A 22,103-nucleotide genomic window follows, 5' to 3' on the forward strand; every position below is an offset into this window, starting at 1 on the left:
TTTGTAATCCAAAGAAACCTCAAAGTAAAATTCCCTAGGCATTGAATAATTGTTTTTTTGAATCTCTTGTGCCATACCTACGCCATGGAAAAGAAAACGTGAATCAATTAGCTACCTATCTTGAATCCCTCCGGGATTTAGGGAATTTTGCGGCGCTGCGCCCTTGCGAGATATTATTCCCTTTGGAGGGTTAAAATGAGGCTTTCGATTGTCTTGCTGGCATTTTGATTTCATTTCCAAACGTTGATTTCAGGCCAGCGCTGGGGGAGGGTTCGGATTTCTTTTCCGTGGGTTAAAACCCACGGCTATTTGATAGCTCGCTCCAATGGAGCTTTTGATTCGATTACAACCAGTGATTAATCTTGCCAAAGGCATACCTTGATAATATCTTGAAAAAGATCTTTAAATCTTATCGAGTTATTCCAATTATTTCGCCGAAGGCGTATTTCAAAATATTTCTACTGTATTTCTCCTATTGTAGGATTTGTAATCCGAAAAAAACCAAAATTAAATCTACTAGATTTAAAGTCTTTGATTTCTTGAATCTCTTGTTCCATACCTACGGCATGCCAATGATTCTCTTTGGATATTTTACTACCTGGCTTAAATCCCTACGGGATTAAAAAACTTTGCGCCGCTGCGCTTTTGCGAGAGATTATTCCTCAATTATATATTTTTCAAATAAACCCTCGAAGCAAATCCTTTTAAATTTAAATTACCATTGACATTTAAGCCATCTCCTAGGCCAAAAATGACCTCTTTGTAACCTTCAGGAAGCTCTACCTCTACTTCCTCGGAACCAATGTTATGAATTACAAAAATCTCTTGATCACCGGACTTTCTAAAGTAAGCCATCACAGATTTAGGGAATTCTTGTTCAGGTAGAATCAACTCCCCTATCGCTAAAGCTGGATGGGAGTTTCGCAAAGCAATCAAATCCTTATAATGATTAAAATAGCTTTTTGGATCTTCTCTTTGTAAGGCCAAAGGGGTAACCGTCTCATCAGTACTGTATTTAGGCTCTATCCAAGTAGCCCTCCACTGATCTTTTTCTTTCACATCCCATAAAAACGGTTCTCGAATATGCTCATCGGGCTTCAAACCCAACATTCCAATTTCTTCCCCATAATAAATATAGGGTGCTCCAGGCATGGTTAATAAAATGGCTGCCGCTTGCTTCATTTTGGATGGATCCGAACCCAGTTCATTCAATAAACGTGGCTGATCATGATTGGATGAAATGGTGGCATCAATAAAATTAGGCGTGATATTTTGGTAAAAGTCAATGATTTCTTTCTGCTTTTTCGCCAAAAGCATACCATCCTCTTTCTCAAATGCTTCTAAAAGGGTGTAATGAAAATCAAAATTGAATAGTGCAGGCAAGCCTGGCAAATAAGGAGCTACCACCTCTTTCTTATCGTAAACCTCTCCTACCAAGTACACATCGGGCTTGATAGCCTCCATTTTTTCTCGAAACTCCTTCCAGAAAGCATGATTATCCAAAGGTCTATCATCAGGGAAGATATGCTTTGCAGCATCCAATCTAAACCCATCCACACCTACTTCTTCCAACCAAAATCTTCCTATATCGTAGATTTCCTCTCTAACCTTAGGGTTATCAAAATTCAAATCCGGCATTCCTCCCCAAAAAAATCCATAATAATAATCCTCTCCTTGCCCCGGATCATGCCATTGACGGATATTGTCAGAATCAAGTGTAATGACCTTTTTATCCAAGAAATCAGCAATGGTATCTTTTTGAGCCCACACATAATAATCTCTATAAGGATTATCTCTTCCAGACTTAGATTCCAAAAACCAAGGGTGCTGATTGGAAGTATGATTGATAATCATATCGATCACAATCTTAATATCCCGCTTGTGGGCTTCTGCCAATAATCTCTTAAAATCCTCCAGAGTACCATAATCAGGATGCACGGCTTTGTAATCCGTTACATCATATTTATGATATGTCGGTGAAGGCATGATTGGCATAAACCAAATTGCATCAGCTCCTAATTCCTTCACATAATCGAGTTTTTCCGTTACTCCATTGAAATCCCCAATTCCATCCCCATTGGAATCTGCAAAAGACTGAACAAAAATCTCATAGGTCACTCCTGCTTTAGGCCAATAGTTTTTCACTTCAGGCTTTTCGTTTTGAGTACAAGCAGAGGCTATCGCAATTGATACCATGGAGGTTAATAAGATGGATGATTTCATAGGCGGTATTGGTTCAAAGTTCAGAGTTCAAGGTTCATCAGTAGCGCCTCTGAACGCTGAACATTGAACAATGAACACTTTGAGTTAGGTCATTTGATTTTCTTTAATTTACTCATCTTCAGTGGGATCAGGTCAATAAAAAAGTCACCGGTTAAAGTGACTTTTTTGAGGTCTATTTTAGTTTTTATTGACCGCGTTAAGCATGTCAAAGGCCATTTCCAGGCGTTTCACGAAGTTCTCTTCGCCTTTTCTCAACCAAACACGTGGGTCATAATATTTTTTGTTAGGGCTATCAGCACCTTCTGGGTTACCCAACTGGGTTTGAAGATAGCCTTCGTTCTTTTTGTAATAATGAAGAACACCTTCCCACATAGCCCATTGCATATCAGTGTCAATGTTCATTTTGATAGAACCATAAGAATTAGCTTCTCTGATTTCCTCTACTGATGAACCTGATCCTCCGTGGAACACAAAGTTCAATGGCTTTCCGGTTGTTCCGTATTTCTCATTGATATAGTCCTGTGAGTTTTTCAAAATAATTGGCTTCAAGCTGACATTCCCAGGCTTGTATACACCATGAACATTTCCAAAAGCAGCAGCAATAGTAAACAAGTCACCAATTTGCTTCAAATGCTCATAAGCATAAGCCACTTCTTCAGGCTGAGTATAAAGTTTGGAAGAATCCACGTCTGTGTTATCAACTCCATCCTCTTCCCCGCCAGTTACTCCAAGCTCAATTTCGATAGCCATTTGAAGCTTTTCAAACTCTCTGAAATACTTGCAGGAGATTTCCACGTTTTCTTCCAAAGGCTCTTCTGAAAGATCCAACATATGAGAAGAGAACAAAGGCTTCTTGTGAGTTGCGTAATAGGCTTTGCCAGCTTCCAGCATGCCATCAATCCAAGGCAATAACTTCAAAGCTGCATGATCTGTGTGCAGAATTACAGGCACACCATAAGCTTCAGCCATCTGATGCACATGATGTGCACCGGATACAGCACCTGCTATACTTGCTTGCTGCTTATCATTTGCTAATCCTTTTCCTGCGAAAAATTGTGCTCCTCCATTGGAAAACTGAATGATCACCGGGGAATTCACTTTCTTGGCTGTTTCCAATACAGCATTCACTGAATTGGTACCAATGACATTTACCGCCGGCATTGCAAACTCATTTTCCTTTGCATAAGCATACAAATCTCTGAGCTCCTGTCCGTATTTTACTCCTGGTTTAAATTTCATCTGTTTATAATTTGTTTTTTAGAGGTAATATGGAATGCCCTACCCCGATTTATCGGGGCATCCCCCTCCCTATCCGCCGCCGCGGACGGGACAAGTTGTGTGAGATTTTTCCTCTTGGGCATTTCATGTTTTTAGGTTTGGTTAATCCTTAATAAAGCGCTGATGCAGCACCCGTCTGTTGTCAAACGCTTCAAAGATATAAATACCCGACTTAAAATTACCCAAATCGAATTCTAAAATCTGATCAATCCCCCTACTTTCTCCTGAATACATCACTCTTCCGCTCATATCCACGATGCGATAATTAGCAGCAGTCATCTCTTCAGGCAACTGCACATTCAGCTGTTGTGCTGCCGGATTTGGATAGAGTTTGAACTCACCGGCCGGGGTTATTTCCTTAGGAACTGAAGTCACAAAATCTTCCTGAACAATTCCCGGGTTAGGCTTAGGGAGCTTCTTGCTGGTGAAAAGCACAAACTCAGAAGGTCTAAGATTAAAGCTTACCGTGGTACTGCTCACATTGAATTCCTCCCCGGTAAAGTAGTTGTACCATTTTCCAGTCCTAGGAAAAGAGAGGCTAACATTTCCTGCATTGGAAAGCCCAAAATTCCCGTGAAGAACCACATCCATATCCGGATGCTCTAGAATAATGGATTTTACCGCTCCGCTTAGACTCAAACTGGACTTATTGGGTTTGTTGAAAGCCTGATGATCCTTTTTCAACTTGATCATTTCCTGATATAATTTGAAAAGGCGCTGTCTTTGAGGCTGATCCAAATAATTCCATCGGGTAGGTTTGATTCCTAATCGATCATTATTCAGCTCCAGATCATAGCCAAACTCTCCAAACTGCCAGATCATTTTAGGCCCGGGAACAGCAAAGTAAAAAGCTGTCAATAATTGATTTCTGTTGACGGCATTTTCCAATTGCTTGATATTGATGGGAGAAGTTTTCCCGAAATTTAAAGATTCCCACATTACTCTTTCCTCGTCATGGGATTCCATGTAAGCAACTAAGTTGGGCTCGTTCCAATTCCTGTTTTTATGGGAGGCCCAGGAAAAATCCTTATTTTCTCCCTTGGCCATTTCACGAAAATCGAAATTCATATTTCCCCAAAACATCATTCCATAATCCGCCAGCTCTTTTTCCTCTTCATTGGCAGCCAAGTGCTCCAAAATCACATAAGCATCGGGGTGATTGGCTTTTATTTTATCGTAAATATGCTTCCAGATCTTGACTCTGCTAGGGTCATATTGAGACCAAAGCCCAACATTGTCTCCTGTGTTGACTTGGGTGAATCCTTTGGATAAATCAAAACGGAAGCCGTCTACCTTGTATTCCGTCAACCAATAATTGTTGACCGAATCTACAAAAGCCTGGGTGTATTTACTTTCATGATTGAAATCGTAGCCTACATTAAATGGGTGTTTTGCAACCCGGTTAAACCAAGGATTGTCTTCAGTTGGAGCTCCATAATCTCCGTCATTAAAAAGTCGAACCATGGGATTTTGACCAAAGGCATGGTTTAACACCATATCCAAAATGATCATGATTCCTTTTCCATGAGCTTCATCTATTAGGCGTTTCAAATCATTTTTGGTTCCGTAATATTTATCAGGTGCAAAAAAGAAAGAAGGATTGTAACCCCAAGATAAATTACCTTCAAATTCCCCTACAGGCATTAATTCTATGGCATTGACACCCAGGTCTTTTAGATAATCCAATCGATCAATTACAGCCTGATAGGTTCTTTTCTCATCAAAATCTCTGACTAAAAGTTCATAAATGACCAATTTCTCAGGAGATGGCTTTGTATAGGTGGTGTTCTTCCAAGTGTACTTATCCTGGGCAGTTTGTAGATAGGTAGCTTGAAATTCTGTTTTTCCAGTTGGATAAGGTTTTAAACCAGGATGTCTGTTTTGTTGGATAATTTCCTGATCATTGAATGGATCTGATGTTTTGTCAGCATATGGATCTCCTATTCTTATACTTGCATCCACCAGATACTGAAAAATGTATTCTTGCTTTGGGATCAAACCTTCCAATTTTAACCAGAATATTTCCCCATCCGGGGTTCTTTTCATTTGATACTCAGGCAAAACTTTCCAGTCATTGAAATCCCCTATGACATGGGCGAGTTTTTTCCCGGGCGCCTGCAAAGCCAAAATAACCTCCGTATCAGAAATATAATTGATCCCTAATCTCGCTCCACTTGGCAAGGCTGCTACCTCTGAGGCTCCAAAAACTACGATATTTACAGACTCTGTATCCGTATTCGAACCCTGAACAGCTTTTGCTGTTAAGGTATAGTTTCCAGCAGTTGAGGCAGTGTAGTCATACTCTAATACTTCCACATTACTGGCTTTTTTTACCTCGGTGCCATTCAATTCAAAACTGATATCAGCAGGAGCAGAAGTTTGTGCTTTAAAAGTGAAATTTTCGCCCTCTTCCAAAGAAATGGAGGGCCCACTTGGATTGGTAATCTGAACAGTGAATCCTTGTGCTAAGTCAACAAAAAAGTCTCCATTTGCGGAAGTTTTCCCTTCCTTGGTGCCATCAACATTTCTAAAAACCATTCCCAAACGGTAAATGGTCAAACCATTTGGATTGTCAAAAAAAGTATCGGGTGTCAGTTCGTAAGTGTAAATATTGGCCTGCCCAGCCACTTTAGTCATCTTGGCTTTGGGATCATTGGTTCCCCACTGAAAAGGAACAATAGACCATGTTGTGGAAGCCGGACCTTGAGTAACCGCTCCTATGTGAATAAAAATATCGCAATTACAATCTTTTAAACCGCTTGTACCTTTTGAGGCATCATAAATAATTTTGATTTTTTGAGACGCATTGGGTACAGCCGGCTCAGTAGTAACCTGAGCTATGAGGTCAAAATTAAAGGCAAAAAATACTATGGAAACGAGAAAGAGTAGACTTTTTTTCATTGGGGAATTAATTTCAAATTAGAGGCAAAATAGCCTATTCCAAAAGGTATTTTCAATTTATTCAGAATTTCCATTTTAAGGTCTGGATTTTAGAATCGTAGAAATGGAAAGAACCGACCAGAGCTGATTAGTTCTCCAGTCGGTTTTATTGAATATTTAAATATAACCTTTTAGTTTTTGGTCAATGTGTAAGTCACAGCTCCAGGCTCATTAAAATTAAGCGTCACAGTGTATTTACCAGCTTCTGCAACTTGGATATTAGCTCCACCTGCAGTAAGCTCACCATTAGCTCCACCATAGTTATTATCCCAATTCTGATTGGCTCTAAATTTCATTTCGCCTTTCTTCAGGTCAGCAGTAATTTTCAAAACATTGTTTTCTCTGTCAAACTGCATTTTGGTTTCAGAGTCCCAGCCACCTGCTGTAGCGTCTCCGATAATTCCCCAATAGAGTGGTTCGCTTAAAGTATAGGTTTTAGCAGCCAAATCAACTTTCATGAAGAAAGTCCCGAATTTGGTAACTTTGATATTATCACCATCTCTATCCAGCGTACCGTTAGCTCCATTGTCCCCATAATTAACATCCCAGCTATTGGTCTCATTTACTTTGAATTCACCGGTACCTCCAGGTAAAATGTGTACATATCCTTCATAAACATCATCGAAATTGACTGACTTCAATACCGTCATTTCGTTTTCCGGATTCCATCCTTGATAATCTCCAGGTACATATATTACAGGGAATTCTACATCTGTATTGAATGGAGTAACTGCAAGAGTCACCACCTCTCCGAAAATTGGAGAAAGAGGCTGATTGATTGTTGACTTTACACGGAAGTCGACATTTACAGGCACATCAAAAGCTGCACCCTTAGCGATTAATTCATCATTGATCTTGGAGGTAAGTACTTCGATAATATTAGAAGTGCTACTTCCCAATGCAATTGGCTTCGCGAAATTTGCCCCAGCCAAATCCATTTCCAAAGAATAAGTTACTGTGCCTTGCATTCCAAAATCAGCAGCAGTTACGGTAAACGGAATCAATTCCTCAGGGTCTTGGGAATTTAAAACTAAACTTGATCCATTCGCAAGGCTGCTCAAAGTTGCTCCCGTTTGTGGAATAATTGGCGGCATTTCGTAATTGTCACATCCCCAAATCACAGGAATTATCGCTGCAATAAGGCTTAATCTTTTGAATGCTTTCATAGCGTGTAAGAGTTTGTAATAGATTTTGGTGTTTTTGTTAATGTTTTATGAATTCTTGGAAAAAGACAATTTCAACTCTCTTCTTCTAAGTTTTTCAAAAGAAGATTTGTCATAATCCTCTCAAATTATAAGTCAGGAAAAAAAAGAAAACAATAGAGATTGGCTTAAACCCACCTATTTTTTTATTGCAATCGTTTGCGTCAACGTTTGCATTTCAAAAGATTTTTTTTACTTAATTCCTTTGGTTTCAGTATTTTGGTGAAAATCAAAAAAAATGGCGGTTATTTACTCATTCATTTTGGATCAAATAACCTTATATTCAATTCTGGGAATATTATAATTTTATGAAGATTGAACAAGCCACTATAAAGGATATCGCAAGGGAGCTAAATGTCTCTTCCTCTACTGTTTCGCGAGCTTTGAAAGATTATCCGGGAATAAGTGATGAGACCAAGCGGAAGGTAAAAGAGCTTGCTAAAAAGCTGAATTACAGGCCCAATGCCATTGCACTTTCCTTAAGAAAAAGTCGATCATTTACCATAGGCGTGATTATTCCTGAAGTTGTGCATTTCTTTTTTTCCACCGTAATATCCGGAATTGAGGAGGTCGCCTATTCCCGGGGATATAATGTGATTTTGACTCAAACCAATGAGAAATTAGACCGGGAACAATCAAGTATAGACACCATGCTTTCCAATCAGATTGATGGTTTTTTGGTGAGCTATTCAAAAGAAACAAAAGATTTCAATCACTTCTCAAGATTATTGGATCAAGGATATCCCATAGTCTTTTTCGACCGAGTTCCAGAAATTCCAAATGCTATCAATGTAATGGTGGATGATTATCAGGGTGCCTTTGATGCTGTTTCCCATTTAATCACCCAAGGATATTCCAGAATTGTCCATTTAGCTGGTCCCAAAAATCTAAAAATCAGCCAAGAACGGGAAAGAGGATATAGAGATGCATTAAAAAATTACGGAATTGCCATTGACGAAGAACTCATTGTGGAGTGTCCTATAGGCACCAGCGATGAAGGGCAAAAAATCACCAAATCACTTTTGGATAATCTCAAGCAAAAGCCTGATGCCTTCTTTGGAAATAATGACATGGCAGCTGTAGGAGCCATGCTAGCATGCAAAGCGGCGGGATTACGAGTTCCAGAAGATGTAGGAATCGTTGGTTTCAGCAATTGGCAGTTTTGTTCCATGATAGAGCCAAGCCTATCCTCTGTGGCCCAGCCAGGATTTAATATGGGTGCCAAAGCAACCGAGATGCTACTCGACATCATCGAAAAGAAAGTGAATCCTGAGGAAGTAAAAGAAGCCTTGACTTTGGAAACAGAGTTATTGGTAAGAAAGTCATCTGTGAGATTGAGGGGATAATTTGATAAGATACTTTTTTAAGATATTTCAAGATATGCCTGCGGCGAGATGTTTATCTAGAGAAATACAGTAGAAATAAATAGAAATACGCCTAGGCGAAATACGGGTCAATTCCCCCTTTGAAAACATAAATTCAATTTAGAACTTGATCTTTTGGAAAGGGGGCAAGGGGGATTTTAGTTGAAGTGACTTGTCCTGAATTGAGTTTACACAAAGTAAACTACTATGAAACGACCAAAAGAAAAAAAAACAAGACGCATAGGATCTCTGAGTTGGGCTGAGCGGGAAGAAATGATCAAAGAGTATCTTTCAGGGAATTACTCTAAAGTTGAGATTTGGAAGAAGTATACCGGTCAATCTACAGAACATGGAAAAATGCTTAAATGGATGCGAATGTTAGGTTATTGTGATAGAATTGAAAATCCAATAAAAAGACATTTATCTTTAGGTTTTATCAGACAAGAACAACCTGTTTTGGCAACCAAAGACAACCCGCAAGAACCAAGAGACCTTCAAAAACGCATCAAAGAGCTGGAGCGTCAGCTTGAGAATGCCCAGCTGAAAGCCGAAGGCTATGAGCTCATGATCGAAATTGCAGAAAAGGAACTGAAAATTCCGATCAGAAAAAAGTCCGACACCAAGTAATCTCCACCTTAAAGGAAAGGCATCAGCGACAGGCTCTGAGTCGTTTATGTTTATTATTTGGTATGACCAGACAGGCCTATTATCAGCATTATTGGCAGAAGGAAGAAACTAGCTTTGAACAGGAGCTTGTGATCAAGGAGGTGTTACGAATCAGAAAATTCCATAAAAAAATGGGTTGCCGCAAGCTCATGGTGAAGCTGGAAGCCTTCATGTTCGATCATCAGATCAAGATGGGTAGAGATGCGCTGTTTGATCTTTTGGCAGCAAATCAGTTGTTAATTCGCCGCCGAAACAGACGGGTAACTACAACCTATTCAAGTCATTGGCTTCGAAAATATCCAAATCTGATCCGTGAGTTTGTTGCTGATGGAATCAATCAGTTATGGGTTAGCGACATTACATATTGGAGGTTTAAGGATAAGTTTCTTTACATCAGTTTTGTAACAGATGTGTTCTCACATAAAATCGTAGGCTACCATCTCAGTGAATCGCTGGAAGCTGAATCGTCAATCCATGCCCTTCAAATGGCTTTGGATCGGTTAAAACAACCAGTAGAAGGCCTGATCCATCATTCAGACAGAGGAATTCAATATTGCTGTAAAGAGTATGTCAAGTTATTACAGGACAATAGTATAGCGATCAGTATGACCGAAAACGGTGATCCGTTAGAAAATGCATTGGCTGAACGAATCAATGGAATTGTTAAAGGAGAATACCTGGATTGTTACGAAGTAAATTCCATTCAAGAAGCAAATGAGTTGCTTTCCCAAGTTGTCAACCTCTACAACCAAGAACGACCTCACATGAGTATAGGAAACAAAACTCCTGAGGAAATCCATCAAACCAATCAAAAAACAGATCGATTGTGGAAAAACTATTATCCCAAAAACCGTACACTTGTAAACCAATAAACGGACTAACAAAAACAGTCAATCAGTATCAGGATTTAAACGATAACCTGTAAACCTTTTTTAGGACGAGTCAAAGTACAGTAGAAATAGATAGAAATACGCCTGCGGCGAAATACGGGTCAATTCCCCCTTTGAAAACATAAATTCAATTTAGAACTTGATCTTTTGGAAAGGGGGCAAGGGGGATTTTTCCAAAAGATTTTTTTCAAGATAATATCAAGATATGCCTTCGGCAAGATAGACCTTCGATTGAACACGCTGCAAAAGCTCCATAGGAGCGTAAAATATCATAGCCCCGCCTGAGGCGGACAGGCGTGGGTTTTAACCCACGGAAAAAAATCCAAAGCCCTTCCCCAGCGCTGGCCCGAGATCAATGTTTGGAAACTCAATCAACTTGCCAGCAAGACATTCGAGAATCTCATTTTAACCCTCCAAGAGATTCATCAAATTAAGTAGTTAATAAAAAAATGCCTTTACCATCTTTCTGACTAACCTTTGGAAGGTTCTTCGGATTACAAATCCTACGACAGGAGCTCGAGATTGCAAATCTCTAGCAACCTAGAAAGATATTTTTCAAGATAGATTAAGATATGCCTTCGGCAAGATATACCTTCATTTGAATCCGCAGTAAAAGCTCCACAGGAGCGGACGATAAAATAGCCGTGGGTTTTAACCCACGGACCTTGATACACCGACCCCTTCCCAGCGCTGGCCCTTAATTTCAAATTGGAAACGATGACTCAATGCCAGCAAGACGGGGAGAGAACCTTAAATCAACCCTCAAATGGATCTTTTGAGTTGAAAAGTTGGCGTAAATAATATCCATTTCCACTTTCTGACAAACCCTTGGAGGGTTCTTCGGATTACAAATCCTACGACAGGAGCTCGAGATTGCAAATCTCGAGCAGCTTAGAAAGATATTTTTCAAGATAGATTAAGATATGCCTTCATTCGATTCCGCAGTAAAAGCTCCATAGGAGCGGACGATTAAATAGCCGTGGGTTTTAACCCACGGACCTTGATACACCGACCCCTTCCCAGCGCTGGCCCTTAATTTCAAATCGGAAACGATGACTCAATGCCAGCAAGACGGAGAGAGAACCTTAAATCAACCCTCCAATGGATCTTTTGAATTGAAGAGTTGGCGTAAATAATATCCATTTCCACTTTCTGGCAAACCTTGGAGGGTTCTTCGGATTACAAATCCTACGGTAGGAGCTCGAGATTGCAAATCTCGAGCAGCTTAGAAATACGCCTGCGGCGAGATATGGCGTAATTGTGTAATTGATCAATTGAGTAATTGATGCACCAAGCTTTAGGCTAGCATTGATGTTTTTTGTTCAATTGTTCATGGTTCAGAGTTCATGGTTCAATGAACCTCATAAGAGGTTTAGAATATTAGATCCGTATTGAATTTCTTTTAATGAGATGGTAACTAAAGACATTTGAAACACTACCTCCAAAAGCTCCGAAGGAGCGGTGATTTCTTAGAAAATAAATTGAATATGATTCCCCAGCGCTGGCCCGAGATCTCCTTTTGGAAATGGGGTCTCGTGCCAGCAAGACAGAACGAAACTCTGTCTTTATCGGATTTTTCTAAAAAATATTATTCAGGATAATAATAACATATACCTTGAACGAGATAGACCTTCCTTATCATTTGACCTAGAAAAACACCTTATTGACCATTTATCCTTGAATAATTTTATCCCTGATAAAAATTTTTAAAGCTTTTTTGGAAAAAAAGTGCAATCGATTGAATAGGTCAAAATTTCCAACAGTGGCTATATTAACTTTTTAGGCGATATAAAATAGCCCTATACCCTATTTAAATGCGGTTTTTATCATTCATATTCGTTTCTAACTTAGCAATTAGCCTGAATTATTTACTTGGATAAATCTATGAATAGCCAGCAGACCGAACTCTTAAAAAAATCCTCTTCTTCCAGATTCATGGGAATGGGAAAAATTCTGGATTGGGAAAGGACTCCAATTGGGATCAAGGGGAAAACAGAAAATGGATTTTTCCAATTAAGTATTTTTGATCAAAGCATCATTCGCGTTCAAGCCAGCCTTCTGGATGAATTCAACCCCAATCCTTATAGCGTAGTAATGGAACCCAATGAGGCACCACTTGAAGTTTCAGAAAGCAATGATTTTTTGATTTTGAAAACTTCTGAAATTCAGGCCAAAGTAGATTCCAAAAAATTTGCAGTCTCATTTTTTGATAAGACCGGAAATCTTCTCAATCAAGATGACTCTTTGGGAATTTCCTGGATCGGAACTGAAGTGAGTTGTTACAAGAAAGTTCAGGAAGACGAAAAATTCATAGGACTTGGCGAGAAAACAGGTAATCTCAATAGGGCTGGAAATGCTTATACCAATTGGAATACAGACTATTTCGCTTACGGCACAGGAGATGATCCACTTTACATGAGTATTCCATTCTATATCGGAGTACATCAAAAAGGTGCTTATGGGATATTTTTTGACAATACACATAAGTCCGTATTCAATTTTGGGGCGAGCACCAATCGTTTCATTTACTTTTCAGCAGAAGATGGGGAAATGGACTATTATTTCTTCCATGAAAAAGAAGTGGGTGGAATTATTTCCAAGTACACCGAACTGACCGGTAAAATGCAAATGCCCCCAAAATGGTCATTGGGATTTCAGCAATGTAGGTATAGTTATTATCCGGATTCTGAGGTAAAAACCTTAGCTCAGACCTTTAGAGATAAAGATATGCCTGCTGATGTGATTTACCTGGATATACATCACATGGAAGCCTATAAGGTTTTCACCTTTGATAGTATCAAATTTTCAGATCCAAAGTCACTGATCACATACTTGAAATCCAAGGGTTTCCGGGTGGTAGTCATCATGGATCCTGGAATAAAAACTGAAAAAGGTTATATCCCTTATGAAGAGGGGAAAGAAAGAGACCTTTTTGTGAAATATCCTGATGGGGCAGAATATCAAGCGCAGGTTTGGCCGGGTTGGTGTGCTTTCCCTGATTTTACAAAAGAAGAAACTAGAACTTGGTGGGCAGAAAAAATGGCCTTTTATACCGAAGCTGGAGTGGATGGCTTTTGGACAGACATGAATGAACCTGCCTCTTGGGGGCAGCATACTCCCAACCTAATCGAATTTGATTTCGAAGGCGATGTATCTTCCCATAGAAAAGCCAGAAACATTTATGGAATGCAGATGGCCAGAAGTGCACAGGAAGGCGCCATTTGGAATCAAAAAGAAGAAAGACCTTTTGTCTTAACCCGTTCAGGATTCTCCGGCATTCAACGCTATGCGGCAGCCTGGACAGGAGACAATGTGGCAAGTGAGGAGCATATGCTCGCAGGAATCAGGCTGGTGAATAGCCTGGGCTTAAGCGGGGTGGCCTTTGCAGGATATGATGTGGGGGGATTTGCAGGAGAAGCTTCCCAATCCCTCTTCGCTAGATGGATGAGCATTGGCGCCTTCTCCCCTTTGTATCGAGCTCACTCTATGATAAATAGCAATGATGCCGAACCTTGGGCTTTTGGAGAAGAGGTAGAAGAAATCTCAAGGAATTATATGAAACTGAGATACAGACTTTTACCCACTATTTATTCTAAGTTTCATTCAAGTACTCAAACTGGTCTTCCTATCAATGCAAGTTTGGCGATTTCCTTTCCTCTAGATTCCAAAATTTACCAATCAGCCTATCAAAATCAGTATATGTTTTGTGACAGCTTTTTAGTGGCCCCCGTGGAAAGCACCAAAGAGATCACCAAAGTATACTTACCGAAAGGCTTTTGGTATTATCTTTTTTCAGATGAAAAATATGCTGGAGAAAAGGAAATTTATCAGGACTGTCCTCTAAACTACTTGCCAGTATTTGTTAAAGCAGGATCAATTTTCAGCATGCAATCAGATGTTGCAAATACTGAAGAGATGCATGACGGTATTTTGAGGATTCATCTTTATGCCCAAGACGAGGGAGAAAGTCAATTTACTCATTATGAAGATGATGGAAAGACCTTCGACTATCAGGATGGGGCATTTTTCAAAAGGGAATTGATTTATCAGGCAGAAGAATCAAAACTCTCTCTGGAAAAAGCAAGTGGACAGCAAAAATCAAGCTTTGATAAGGTAAGGATTTACTTACATGGATTTAACACAGACCTGATTTTTGTAAATGGAGAACCTCAAGCTTTAAGCAAGGAAGATTATGCTTTCTTAGGTAAATTGACTGAATTTGATCCATTACCAGAGCATAATCATCCTTATCATGAAATTAGCTCTTTAAAGTTTATAGAATTTGAGCATCTTCCAGAAAAAATTGAGCTATCAGGCTTATTCTAAAATACCCAGCCACCTAATAAATCAACAATGACCCAAAACAAACAAAGGCTGAGTTTCTGGCAAATCTGGAATATGAGTTTCGGATTTTTGGGAATTCAGTTTGGATTTGCCCTCCAGGGCGGTTTTATGTCCCGAATTTTTCAAACCCTCGGAGCAGATAAGGATGCCATCCCATTTTTGTGGATTGCAGCTCCTTTGACAGGTTTATTGGTTCAGCCTATTGTAGGATATCTAAGCGATAGAACTTGGCATCCCAAATTTGGAAGAAGAAAACCTTTCTTCTTTATAGGTGCAGTATTCAGCACATTCGCTTTATTTCTTGCCCCCTACTCCTCTGCCCTATGGATGGCCGCTGGAGCCTTATGGATTTTAGATGCTTCCATCAATATCAGCATGGAGCCTTTTCGTGCTTTAGTTGCAGATAAATTACCTGATTCTCAAAGGTCCTACGGTTTCGTAGTGCAAACCTTGATCATTGGAATCGGAACTTGGATAGCATCCAACCTACCTTGGATGATGACCCAGCTGGGAGTACCAAATACCGCAGCTGCCGGAGTAGTTCCTGACTCAGTAAAATACGCTTTTGCCATTGGGGCATTCGTTTTATTCTTTTCTATCCTTTATACAATCCTGACTACTGAAGAATATCCTCCAGAAGACATGGATCTGTTTGAAAAGGAAAAAGAGGCAAGCAAGGGCTTTTTGACCGGGGTAAAAGAAATCTTCAAGAATATTGTCGGAATGCCTTCGGTAATGAAAAAGCTGGGAGTAGTACAGTTTTTTTCCTGGTTTGCATTTTTCACCATGTGGAGTTTTGCTACTCCTGCTATTACGGAACATGTTTTTGGAGCGACTGACACTACGTCTGTTGCTTACAATGATGCCGCTGATAGTGTTGGGAATTATTTAGGGACTTATGGACTAGTCTCCATGTTTTATGCGCTGATACTTTCTTTTGTTGCTAGCAAAATCAAAATCAACCGTCGATTACTCCATTTAGCAAGTTTGATTTTAGGGGGTTGCGGTTTTATTCTGATTTACTTTATCAGTGAGCCTTGGATGCTTCATATCTGCTTTTCTTTGGTAGGAATAGCTTGGGCCAGTATACTTTCTATGCCTTATGCCATGCTTTCCAGTTCGGTTGAGCCCAAAAAGATGGGAGTTTACATGGGGATCTTCAATATGTTCATTGTGATTCCACAGATTATCGCAGCTTTGGGAGGAGTGAATTTCCTCTATAAACTGCTTTTCGGAGAAGAAGTCATCAACACTATGCTGCTGGCAGGAACTCTTTTGATTTTAGCTGGACTTTCAAATTTGCTCATCACAGACAAAAAAGCCATCCACGATTGATTCAATCCAGAAATGTTGAAAGCCGGACAATAAATTGATCCGGCTTTTTACTTTTGTAGAAAATAAGGTCATTAAATCGAGATGCCTAAAATTTCATATAGGGCAAGGATTATTATTTGAGCAAGATTTCTACTGACCGTCGAAAAACAAGAATAAACAGATGAAAAGCCTAAGAATTACCGGAGTTCCCGAACATTTCAACTTGCCCTGGAGAAGAGTGATAGATAAACAGCCATTCCTCTCGGAAGGAGTTGAATTGATCTGGATAGATGAAAGTAGGGGTTCAGGCCAAATGAATCAGGCATTGAGGAATGATGAAACTGATTTGGCTTTGATTTTAACCGAAAGCTTCATTCAGGATTTTCAAAAAGGCAATCCTTCCAAAATGATAGGCTATCATATCAAATCTCCTTTGATTTGGGGAGTTCATGTGGGAGGAAAAAGTTCAATCAATCAGATTTCCGATATTCAATCACCTCATTTTTATATAAGTAGGCCAGGGTCAGGATCTAATTTGATGGCCTTGGTCTTGGCTGAAAGAGAATCTTGGAATGCAGCTGATTTGAGTTTTGAGGTAGTCAGCAACTTACCCGGAGCCCTGGAGGCTTATAAGAAAAATGCTGATGGAATTTTCTTATGGGAAAAATTCACTACCAAGCCTTGGGTAGATTCCCATGAATTGAAAAGAATTGGTGAGGTTCCAAGTCCTTGGCCTTGCTTTTCGATAATAGCCTCTGATAAAGCCTTAAAAGAATTTGATACCTGGATTTTTAAATTAAGAGACCTGGTATATCAAGAATCTCAATATTTGAAGGCGAATCCATCCCAAACGATATCTGAAATTTCTGAGAAATATTCATTGAAAAAAGAGGATGTCACCTTGTGGTTTTCACAAACTGATTGGGCTGTGACCAAAGAAGTCAGTTCGGATGATTTGATAAAAGCTATGAAAAAAATGCTGGATTTGGGAATCATCTCTGAAATCCCTTATGCTTCAGAGTTTTTAAGAGTTGACTAACTCTCTGTTACTTTCTAAAACCTCCACGGGAATATTTACACAAACTTTTGATCCCTTATTTGGCTCACTTTCAATGGATAATTCTCCATTAATCAGTCGGATAAATTCCTTACAAACCTGAAGTCCAAGACCAGAACCCTTTTCATTATTTGTTCCTAATCGAGAATTAGTAATACTGTATTCATCGCTCAAAATTTTCTGAATTTGGCCTTCTGACATTCCAATACCTTCATCTTTCACACACCATTCCAAAACTCCCTGATTCTCTGTGACAGTGACCAAAATCTTATTGCCCTTTTCGGAATATTTGATGGCATTATTCAGGATATTTCTCACTATCACTTCCATCAAATCTTTATCCAGGCAAACTTCTAAATGCTCAGGCATTTCTACTAGAATTTCAATCTGCTTAGCCTTTAATTGTGCATCTAATAAGGACAAGGTGGCATCAACAATTGTCCTTAAGTTTACCTTCGTTGGATTGACAGTGAAACCCTCCATCTGAGCAGTAGACCATCTCAATGTATTAGATAGGGTAAAGTGCACTGAGTCCAAATCACGCTTCATAGTAGGCAATAATTCCTCGAACTCACTTTGACTTAGTTGATTATTGACAGTCATATCGATAATTGTCTTCAACTGACCGACTGGTCCTCTTAAGTCATGCCCTAAGATTGAGAATAGTTTATTTTTGGTTTGGTTGATTTCTTCCAGCTGTTTAGCACTTTGTTCTAAGTGTCTATTTTGCTCTTCAATTTTGTTTTGCTGAATGATTAATTCGCGATTATACTTGTCAACATTCCGCTTAAGATTAAACAGCCAAACCAATAGTGCGATAATCAAGCCACCGCAAATACTAATAATCCAGACCACCCTATTAATAAATGCTAATCGGTTCGCCTGATTTTCATTTTGAGCTTTTAGAAGTTCAAGTTCTGATTTTTCCAGATTTTGCTGGAACATCCCCTGCATCAAGGCAATCCTATCCCTATTGGACTTATCTACCAGCGAATCATTGATTTTGGAATATATATTCAGGTGCTCAAAGGCCCTATTGACCTGGCCCTTTTCAGCCATTACCTGAGCCATATATTTATGGCTTTTTGCTAATTCATCTCTGAAGTTATTTTGAGAAGAAATTGTAATTCCTTCCTCTAAAATCTCCTCCGCCTGGTTTAATTTACCCAATTGTAAATATGTATTTCCCAACCTGTGTAAAACACTTGCCATAAAGGTGGATAGCCCTTGCTGCCTAGCCATTGCCAATGATTTCTCATAAATCAATTGAGCAGAATCCAACTTACCTTTTTGAAAATAAACGTCTCCAATCACCCGATTAGAAAAAGAAGTTAGATAAGGGGAACCGTTTTCCTCATTAACCCGAATAGCATTTTTTGCATAAAAAAGCGCCGAGTCGTAATTCTCAAGGAGCGTAAAATTAAAAGCTACATTATTCAAGCTTCGGATTTGGGTATAAACATCCTTTGCTTTTTGACTGATTTCGAATGCGTCTTTAAAATGATCAATTGCCATTAAATAATTTTGCTGCTCATAATAAAGAGCTCCCATATTATTCAAAACCCTGGCAACCTGCTTCAAATCGTTTGCTTCTCTGGCAAGCTGATAAGACTCTTTGGCAAAGTCAAAGGCTTTTTGCCATAATCCCTGTCGATAATAAATCCAGCTAATATGTTCTGTAGCCTGCGATTCCGCAGAAGGATTATCGAGCTCTTGAGCAAGTTTTTCTGCTTCCAAAGCGTAGGCTAATGCTTCTCCCTGAGAAATTTCACGTAAGCTAAAGGCAAGTTCAATTAAAATGTCTAACCTGTCCTTTCCTTCAGAAATAGAAAGAGAGTTCTTCAGGCTATCAATACTTGCATTCTGAGCTAAAGCAGCTGATACAAGCAGAAAAAAAGAAAAAAGCGGTACGCAAAATAATCTGAGTTTCTTCACGACATGTTAGGATTCCAAGTGCAAATTAAATAGAATCAGTGAATTATGAACATACTTATTCTGATCCTGACCTAGAAATACGGATGAAAATTGAAATTCAGATTAATTGGGCTTAGAAATTATTTTAATTTTTCCCAATCCCAATTTTTATTCATTTGCGTGATGGCATGATATGCGGTGAGATCATATTGGCAGGGCACGATGGAAACATAATTGTTAGCGATCGCCCATTCATCGTTATCTTCACCTTTATCAAAATTCACAAAGTTTCCTGCCATCCAAAAATACTTTCGCCCCGTAGGATCAAATCGCTCTGAAAATTCCTCCTGCCATTTTGCGTCTGCCTGACGACAAACTTTTATGCCTTTGATATCCTCATTTTGCTTTGGAGGAAAATTGACATTTAAGGCAATCCCTTTGGGAATTCCATTTTCCAAAACTTGCCGGGCAATTTTTTCCACCCACTCTTCCACATGAGAAAAATCTGCTTTGGAAGAATAATCACAAAGACTAAATCCAATTGAAGGATAACCCTCTAAAGCTCCTTCAATGGCGGCAGACATTGTACCGGAGTATAAAACAGAAATCGATGTATTGGAACCGTGATTAATTCCACTAACCACCAAATCAGGGGTTCTATCCTTTAAAACATAATGCTTTGCCAATTTTACACAATCAGCTGGTGTTCCGCTGGATTTGTAAGCAGCTATTCCATCAAAAATATCCTCATCGTATAGCCTGAGAGTTTCACCAATGGTAATGGCATGCCCCATACCGGATTGAGGACTATCTGGGGCTACAACAACAACCTCCCCCAGTTTTTTCATGATAGATACCAATACTCTAATACCCTTAGAGGTAATGCCATCGTCATTGGAGACGAGAATTAAAGGTTTGGACATTTAGTTTTTATTCAATTCGTTGTAATAGGCTGTAATTCGAAGTAAATCACCTCTTTTATCATGCTCCAAACGGTTTTTTCGCATAAAAAGACTGATTTCATCTTCGTAACCCGAAAGTAGATTGAAGAGATCCTTTTTCTTCAGGCTGTATTTCTGAATTTGATTGTCTTTGAAAAAATAATAATTGAAAGCTAGTCTATAGCCAGTCATAGTTTGTGGCCCCCAGAAAGGATTCATCCCCATAGGACCCCAAGCACCCATATTTCTGGAATCGGTGGCAACGTACTCCCTACAAAGTAAGGCAATATCATTTCCTTCCGTCAAAACTTCGAAAAAGATTGGGGTTTCGTAATCTCCATTCAGGGAATAAGGCAAACTGTAAAATCTTCTCATGCCTCCATAGATCTCGTCGTAGATTTCGAAATTGGTGACATTGGAAGCTGTAAAAGTGGAAATTCGCTCAGTTTGTAACTGAACTAAGTTATTTTCCAGGTCATATTTTACAAGACCTGAGTAGGTCTGTCCATCAGCTCCGTAAATATTTCCCTTGTGCCAAATCTGAGAAGGAAATTGATTCTGCGCAATCAAGGAAAGTGTAGCCACAAAGAGCAAGGTGATGGTGAATAATGCTTTTTTCATGCTAACTATCATGCTTGATTAAACGGTATTTGGGAGTTTGGGTTAGACTAATTTAACTAGCCAACAAATCCAATTTACTTAAAGAAACTTACTTTAAGATATTGTGCCCCATTTTATCCCGCTTAGTTTTTAAATATTTTTCATTGTGAGGATTAGGCTTAATCTCAATTGGCACTTGCTCCACGATTTCCAATCCGTAACCTATCAGACCAACTCGTTTTTGTGGGTTATTGGAAATCAAGCGGATTTTGCCAACTCCCAAATCCCTCAAAATTTGGGCTCCAACTCCATAATCTCTGGAATCCATAGGCAGTCCCAAGGCTAAGTTGGCCTGCACAGTATCCATTCCCTGCTCCTGTAACTTGTAAGCTTTGAGCTTGTTAATCAAACCAATTCCTCTACCCTCTTGGTTCATATATAAAACCAAGCCCTTTCCTTCTTTTTCTACCATTTGCATGGCAGCGTGCAATTGTGGACCGCAATCACATCGGCAACTTCCAAAAATATCGCCAGTCATACATGATGAATGCACCCTTACTAAAATAGGCTCATCCTTATCCCAAGTCCCTTTGATCAATGCCAAATGAAGTTCTTGAGTGTTGGTTTGACGGAAAGCGATCAAATCAAAATTTCCCCAGTCAGTCGGCATCTCCACGCCGATTTCTCGTTTGATCAGAGATTCATTTTTTAATCGGTAAGCAATTAGATCCTTGATTGAAACCAGCTTTAACTTGAATTTCTTCGCAACCTCCACTAAATCCGGAAGTCTTGCCATGGTTCCGTCTTCATTCATGATCTCAACCAACACACCCGCTGGCTGCAAACCCGCCAAACGCGAAAGGTCTATGGCTGCCTCAGTATGACCTGCTCTTCTGAGTACTCCTCCTCTTTTTGCTTTCAAAGGGAAAATATGTCCCGGCTTGCCCAATTCAGATGGATCAATGCTGTCATCCACTAATGCTTTGATAGTTTTAGCACGATCAGAAGCTGATATACCGGTTGTGCAACCATGTCCAATGAGATCTACGGAAACGGTGAATGGAGTTTCAAAAGCTGCGGTATTTTGCCCAACCATCATTTCCAAGCCCAGTTTCTCGCATCTGTCTTCAATTAATGGCGCACAAATCAAACCCCGACCATGAGTGGCCATGAAGTTGATGATTTCAGGAGTGACTTTCTCTGCTGCGCAAACAAAATCACCTTCATTCTCCCTGTCTTCATCGTCTACTACAATGATCACTTCACCATTTTTGATTGCTTCTATGGCATCCTCGATGGGATCCAACTGGTATTTTTCCACAAGATTTGGGTTTGAATTCATTAGGAAAAGCAAATTTAAGTGCTTTCGG

At 39.5% G+C, this 22,103-nt stretch carries 14 protein-coding genes; 6 read left to right on the forward strand and 8 right to left on the reverse strand.

What is annotated here, in order from left to right:
- Window positions 1-666: 666 nt before the first annotated feature.
- The 4 genes from GYM62_RS09435 to GYM62_RS09450 all read right to left on the reverse strand — a co-directional run bounded on the left by GYM62_RS09435 (window position 667) and on the right by GYM62_RS09450 (window position 7,607).
- The gene (locus GYM62_RS09435) at window positions 667-2,223 is read right to left on the reverse strand and encodes an alpha-amylase family glycosyl hydrolase (RefSeq protein WP_219959225.1); all 1,557 of its coding nucleotides are present in this window, start codon (window positions 2,221-2,223) and stop codon (window positions 667-669) included.
- Between the two features lie 177 nt (window positions 2,224-2,400).
- Window positions 2,401-3,462, reverse strand: coding sequence for a class II fructose-bisphosphate aldolase (gene fbaA / locus GYM62_RS09440; protein ID WP_091655547.1), 1,062 nt, complete (start codon window positions 3,460-3,462; stop codon window positions 2,401-2,403).
- 141 nt (window positions 3,463-3,603) lie between these two features.
- Window positions 3,604-6,402: an alpha-amylase family glycosyl hydrolase gene (locus GYM62_RS09445; protein WP_219959226.1), complete on the reverse strand. Its 2,799-nt coding sequence runs from the start codon at window positions 6,400-6,402 to the stop codon at window positions 3,604-3,606.
- Between the two features lie 170 nt (window positions 6,403-6,572).
- On the reverse strand, window positions 6,573-7,607 hold the full coding sequence (locus GYM62_RS09450) for a SusE domain-containing protein (protein WP_219959227.1): 1,035 nt from the start codon (window positions 7,605-7,607) through the stop codon (window positions 6,573-6,575).
- Between the two features lie 344 nt (window positions 7,608-7,951).
- Between GYM62_RS09450 and GYM62_RS09455 the strand changes: the two genes are divergently transcribed.
- The 6 genes from GYM62_RS09455 to GYM62_RS09480 all read left to right on the forward strand — a co-directional run bounded on the left by GYM62_RS09455 (window position 7,952) and on the right by GYM62_RS09480 (window position 17,260).
- Window positions 7,952-8,989, forward strand: a complete 1,038-nt coding sequence (locus tag GYM62_RS09455) for a LacI family DNA-binding transcriptional regulator (protein ID WP_219959228.1) — start codon at window positions 7,952-7,954, stop codon at window positions 8,987-8,989.
- 225 nt (window positions 8,990-9,214) lie between these two features.
- On the forward strand, window positions 9,215-9,634 hold the full coding sequence (locus GYM62_RS09460) for a hypothetical protein (RefSeq protein ID WP_144607063.1): 420 nt from the start codon (window positions 9,215-9,217) through the stop codon (window positions 9,632-9,634).
- Window positions 9,635-9,669: 35 nt separating this feature from the next.
- A complete protein-coding gene (locus tag GYM62_RS09465; RefSeq protein WP_255590689.1) occupies window positions 9,670-10,545 on the forward strand; it encodes an IS3 family transposase in 876 nt (291 codons plus the stop codon).
- A gap of 1,902 nt (window positions 10,546-12,447) precedes the next feature.
- On the forward strand, window positions 12,448-14,889 hold the full coding sequence (locus GYM62_RS09470; protein ID WP_219959229.1) for a glycoside hydrolase family 31 protein: 2,442 nt from the start codon (window positions 12,448-12,450) through the stop codon (window positions 14,887-14,889).
- A gap of 72 nt (window positions 14,890-14,961) precedes the next feature.
- Window positions 14,962-16,242: an MFS transporter gene (locus tag GYM62_RS09475; RefSeq protein ID WP_219959230.1), complete on the forward strand. Its 1,281-nt coding sequence runs from the start codon at window positions 14,962-14,964 to the stop codon at window positions 16,240-16,242.
- 160 nt (window positions 16,243-16,402) lie between these two features.
- Window positions 16,403-17,260, forward strand: a complete 858-nt coding sequence (locus GYM62_RS09480) for an ABC transporter substrate-binding protein (RefSeq protein WP_219959231.1) — start codon at window positions 16,403-16,405, stop codon at window positions 17,258-17,260.
- On the opposite strand, the gene GYM62_RS09485 is transcribed toward GYM62_RS09480, so the two are convergent.
- From GYM62_RS09485 to GYM62_RS09500, 4 genes are all read right to left on the reverse strand, one after another.
- Entirely contained in the window at window positions 17,246-19,213 is a 1,968-nt protein-coding gene (locus tag GYM62_RS09485; RefSeq protein ID WP_219959232.1) for a tetratricopeptide repeat protein, read from the reverse strand. The genes GYM62_RS09480 and GYM62_RS09485 overlap by 15 nt on opposite strands.
- Window positions 19,214-19,332: 119 nt before the next feature.
- Window positions 19,333-20,115, reverse strand: a complete 783-nt coding sequence (gene surE, locus GYM62_RS09490; protein WP_091655554.1) for a 5'/3'-nucleotidase SurE — start codon at window positions 20,113-20,115, stop codon at window positions 19,333-19,335.
- Window positions 20,116-20,754 (reverse strand): hypothetical protein, encoded by a 639-nt coding sequence (locus GYM62_RS09495; protein WP_175557946.1) that lies wholly within the window; start codon window positions 20,752-20,754, stop codon window positions 20,116-20,118.
- Between the two features lie 88 nt (window positions 20,755-20,842).
- On the reverse strand, window positions 20,843-22,075 hold the full coding sequence (locus tag GYM62_RS09500) for a bifunctional 3,4-dihydroxy-2-butanone-4-phosphate synthase/GTP cyclohydrolase II (protein WP_091655556.1): 1,233 nt from the start codon (window positions 22,073-22,075) through the stop codon (window positions 20,843-20,845).
- Window positions 22,076-22,103: the final 28 nt, after the last annotated feature.

It is taken from the genome of Algoriphagus sp. NBT04N3 (assembly GCF_019443765.1).
GTDB classification, from domain to species: Bacteria; Bacteroidota; Bacteroidia; order Cytophagales; family Cyclobacteriaceae; genus Algoriphagus; species Algoriphagus ornithinivorans.

Bases quoted from the DNA above. Each gene is read 5' to 3' on its own strand.
- GYM62_RS09435 (WP_219959225.1), bottom strand. From the start codon at position 2,223: ATGAAATCATCCATCTTATTAACCTCCATGGTATCAATTGCGATAGCC.
- fbaA (WP_091655547.1), bottom strand. From the start codon at position 3,462: ATGAAATTTAAACCAGGAGTAAAATACGGACAGGAGCTCAGAGATTTG.
- GYM62_RS09445 (WP_219959226.1), bottom strand. From the start codon at position 6,402: ATGAAAAAAAGTCTACTCTTTCTCGTTTCCATAGTATTTTTTGCCTTT.
- GYM62_RS09450 (WP_219959227.1), bottom strand. From the start codon at position 7,607: ATGAAAGCATTCAAAAGATTAAGCCTTATTGCAGCGATAATTCCTGTG.
- GYM62_RS09455 (WP_219959228.1), top strand. From the start codon at position 7,952: ATGAAGATTGAACAAGCCACTATAAAGGATATCGCAAGGGAGCTAAAT.
- GYM62_RS09460 (WP_144607063.1), top strand. From the start codon at position 9,215: ATGAAACGACCAAAAGAAAAAAAAACAAGACGCATAGGATCTCTGAGT.
- GYM62_RS09470 (WP_219959229.1), top strand. From the start codon at position 12,448: ATGAATAGCCAGCAGACCGAACTCTTAAAAAAATCCTCTTCTTCCAGA.
- GYM62_RS09475 (WP_219959230.1), top strand. From the start codon at position 14,962: ATGAGTTTCGGATTTTTGGGAATTCAGTTTGGATTTGCCCTCCAGGGC.
- GYM62_RS09480 (WP_219959231.1), top strand. From the start codon at position 16,403: ATGAAAAGCCTAAGAATTACCGGAGTTCCCGAACATTTCAACTTGCCC.
- surE (WP_091655554.1), bottom strand. From the start codon at position 20,115: ATGTCCAAACCTTTAATTCTCGTCTCCAATGACGATGGCATTACCTCT.
- GYM62_RS09495 (WP_175557946.1), bottom strand. From the start codon at position 20,754: ATGAAAAAAGCATTATTCACCATCACCTTGCTCTTTGTGGCTACACTT.
- GYM62_RS09500 (WP_091655556.1), bottom strand. From the start codon at position 22,075: ATGAATTCAAACCCAAATCTTGTGGAAAAATACCAGTTGGATCCCATC.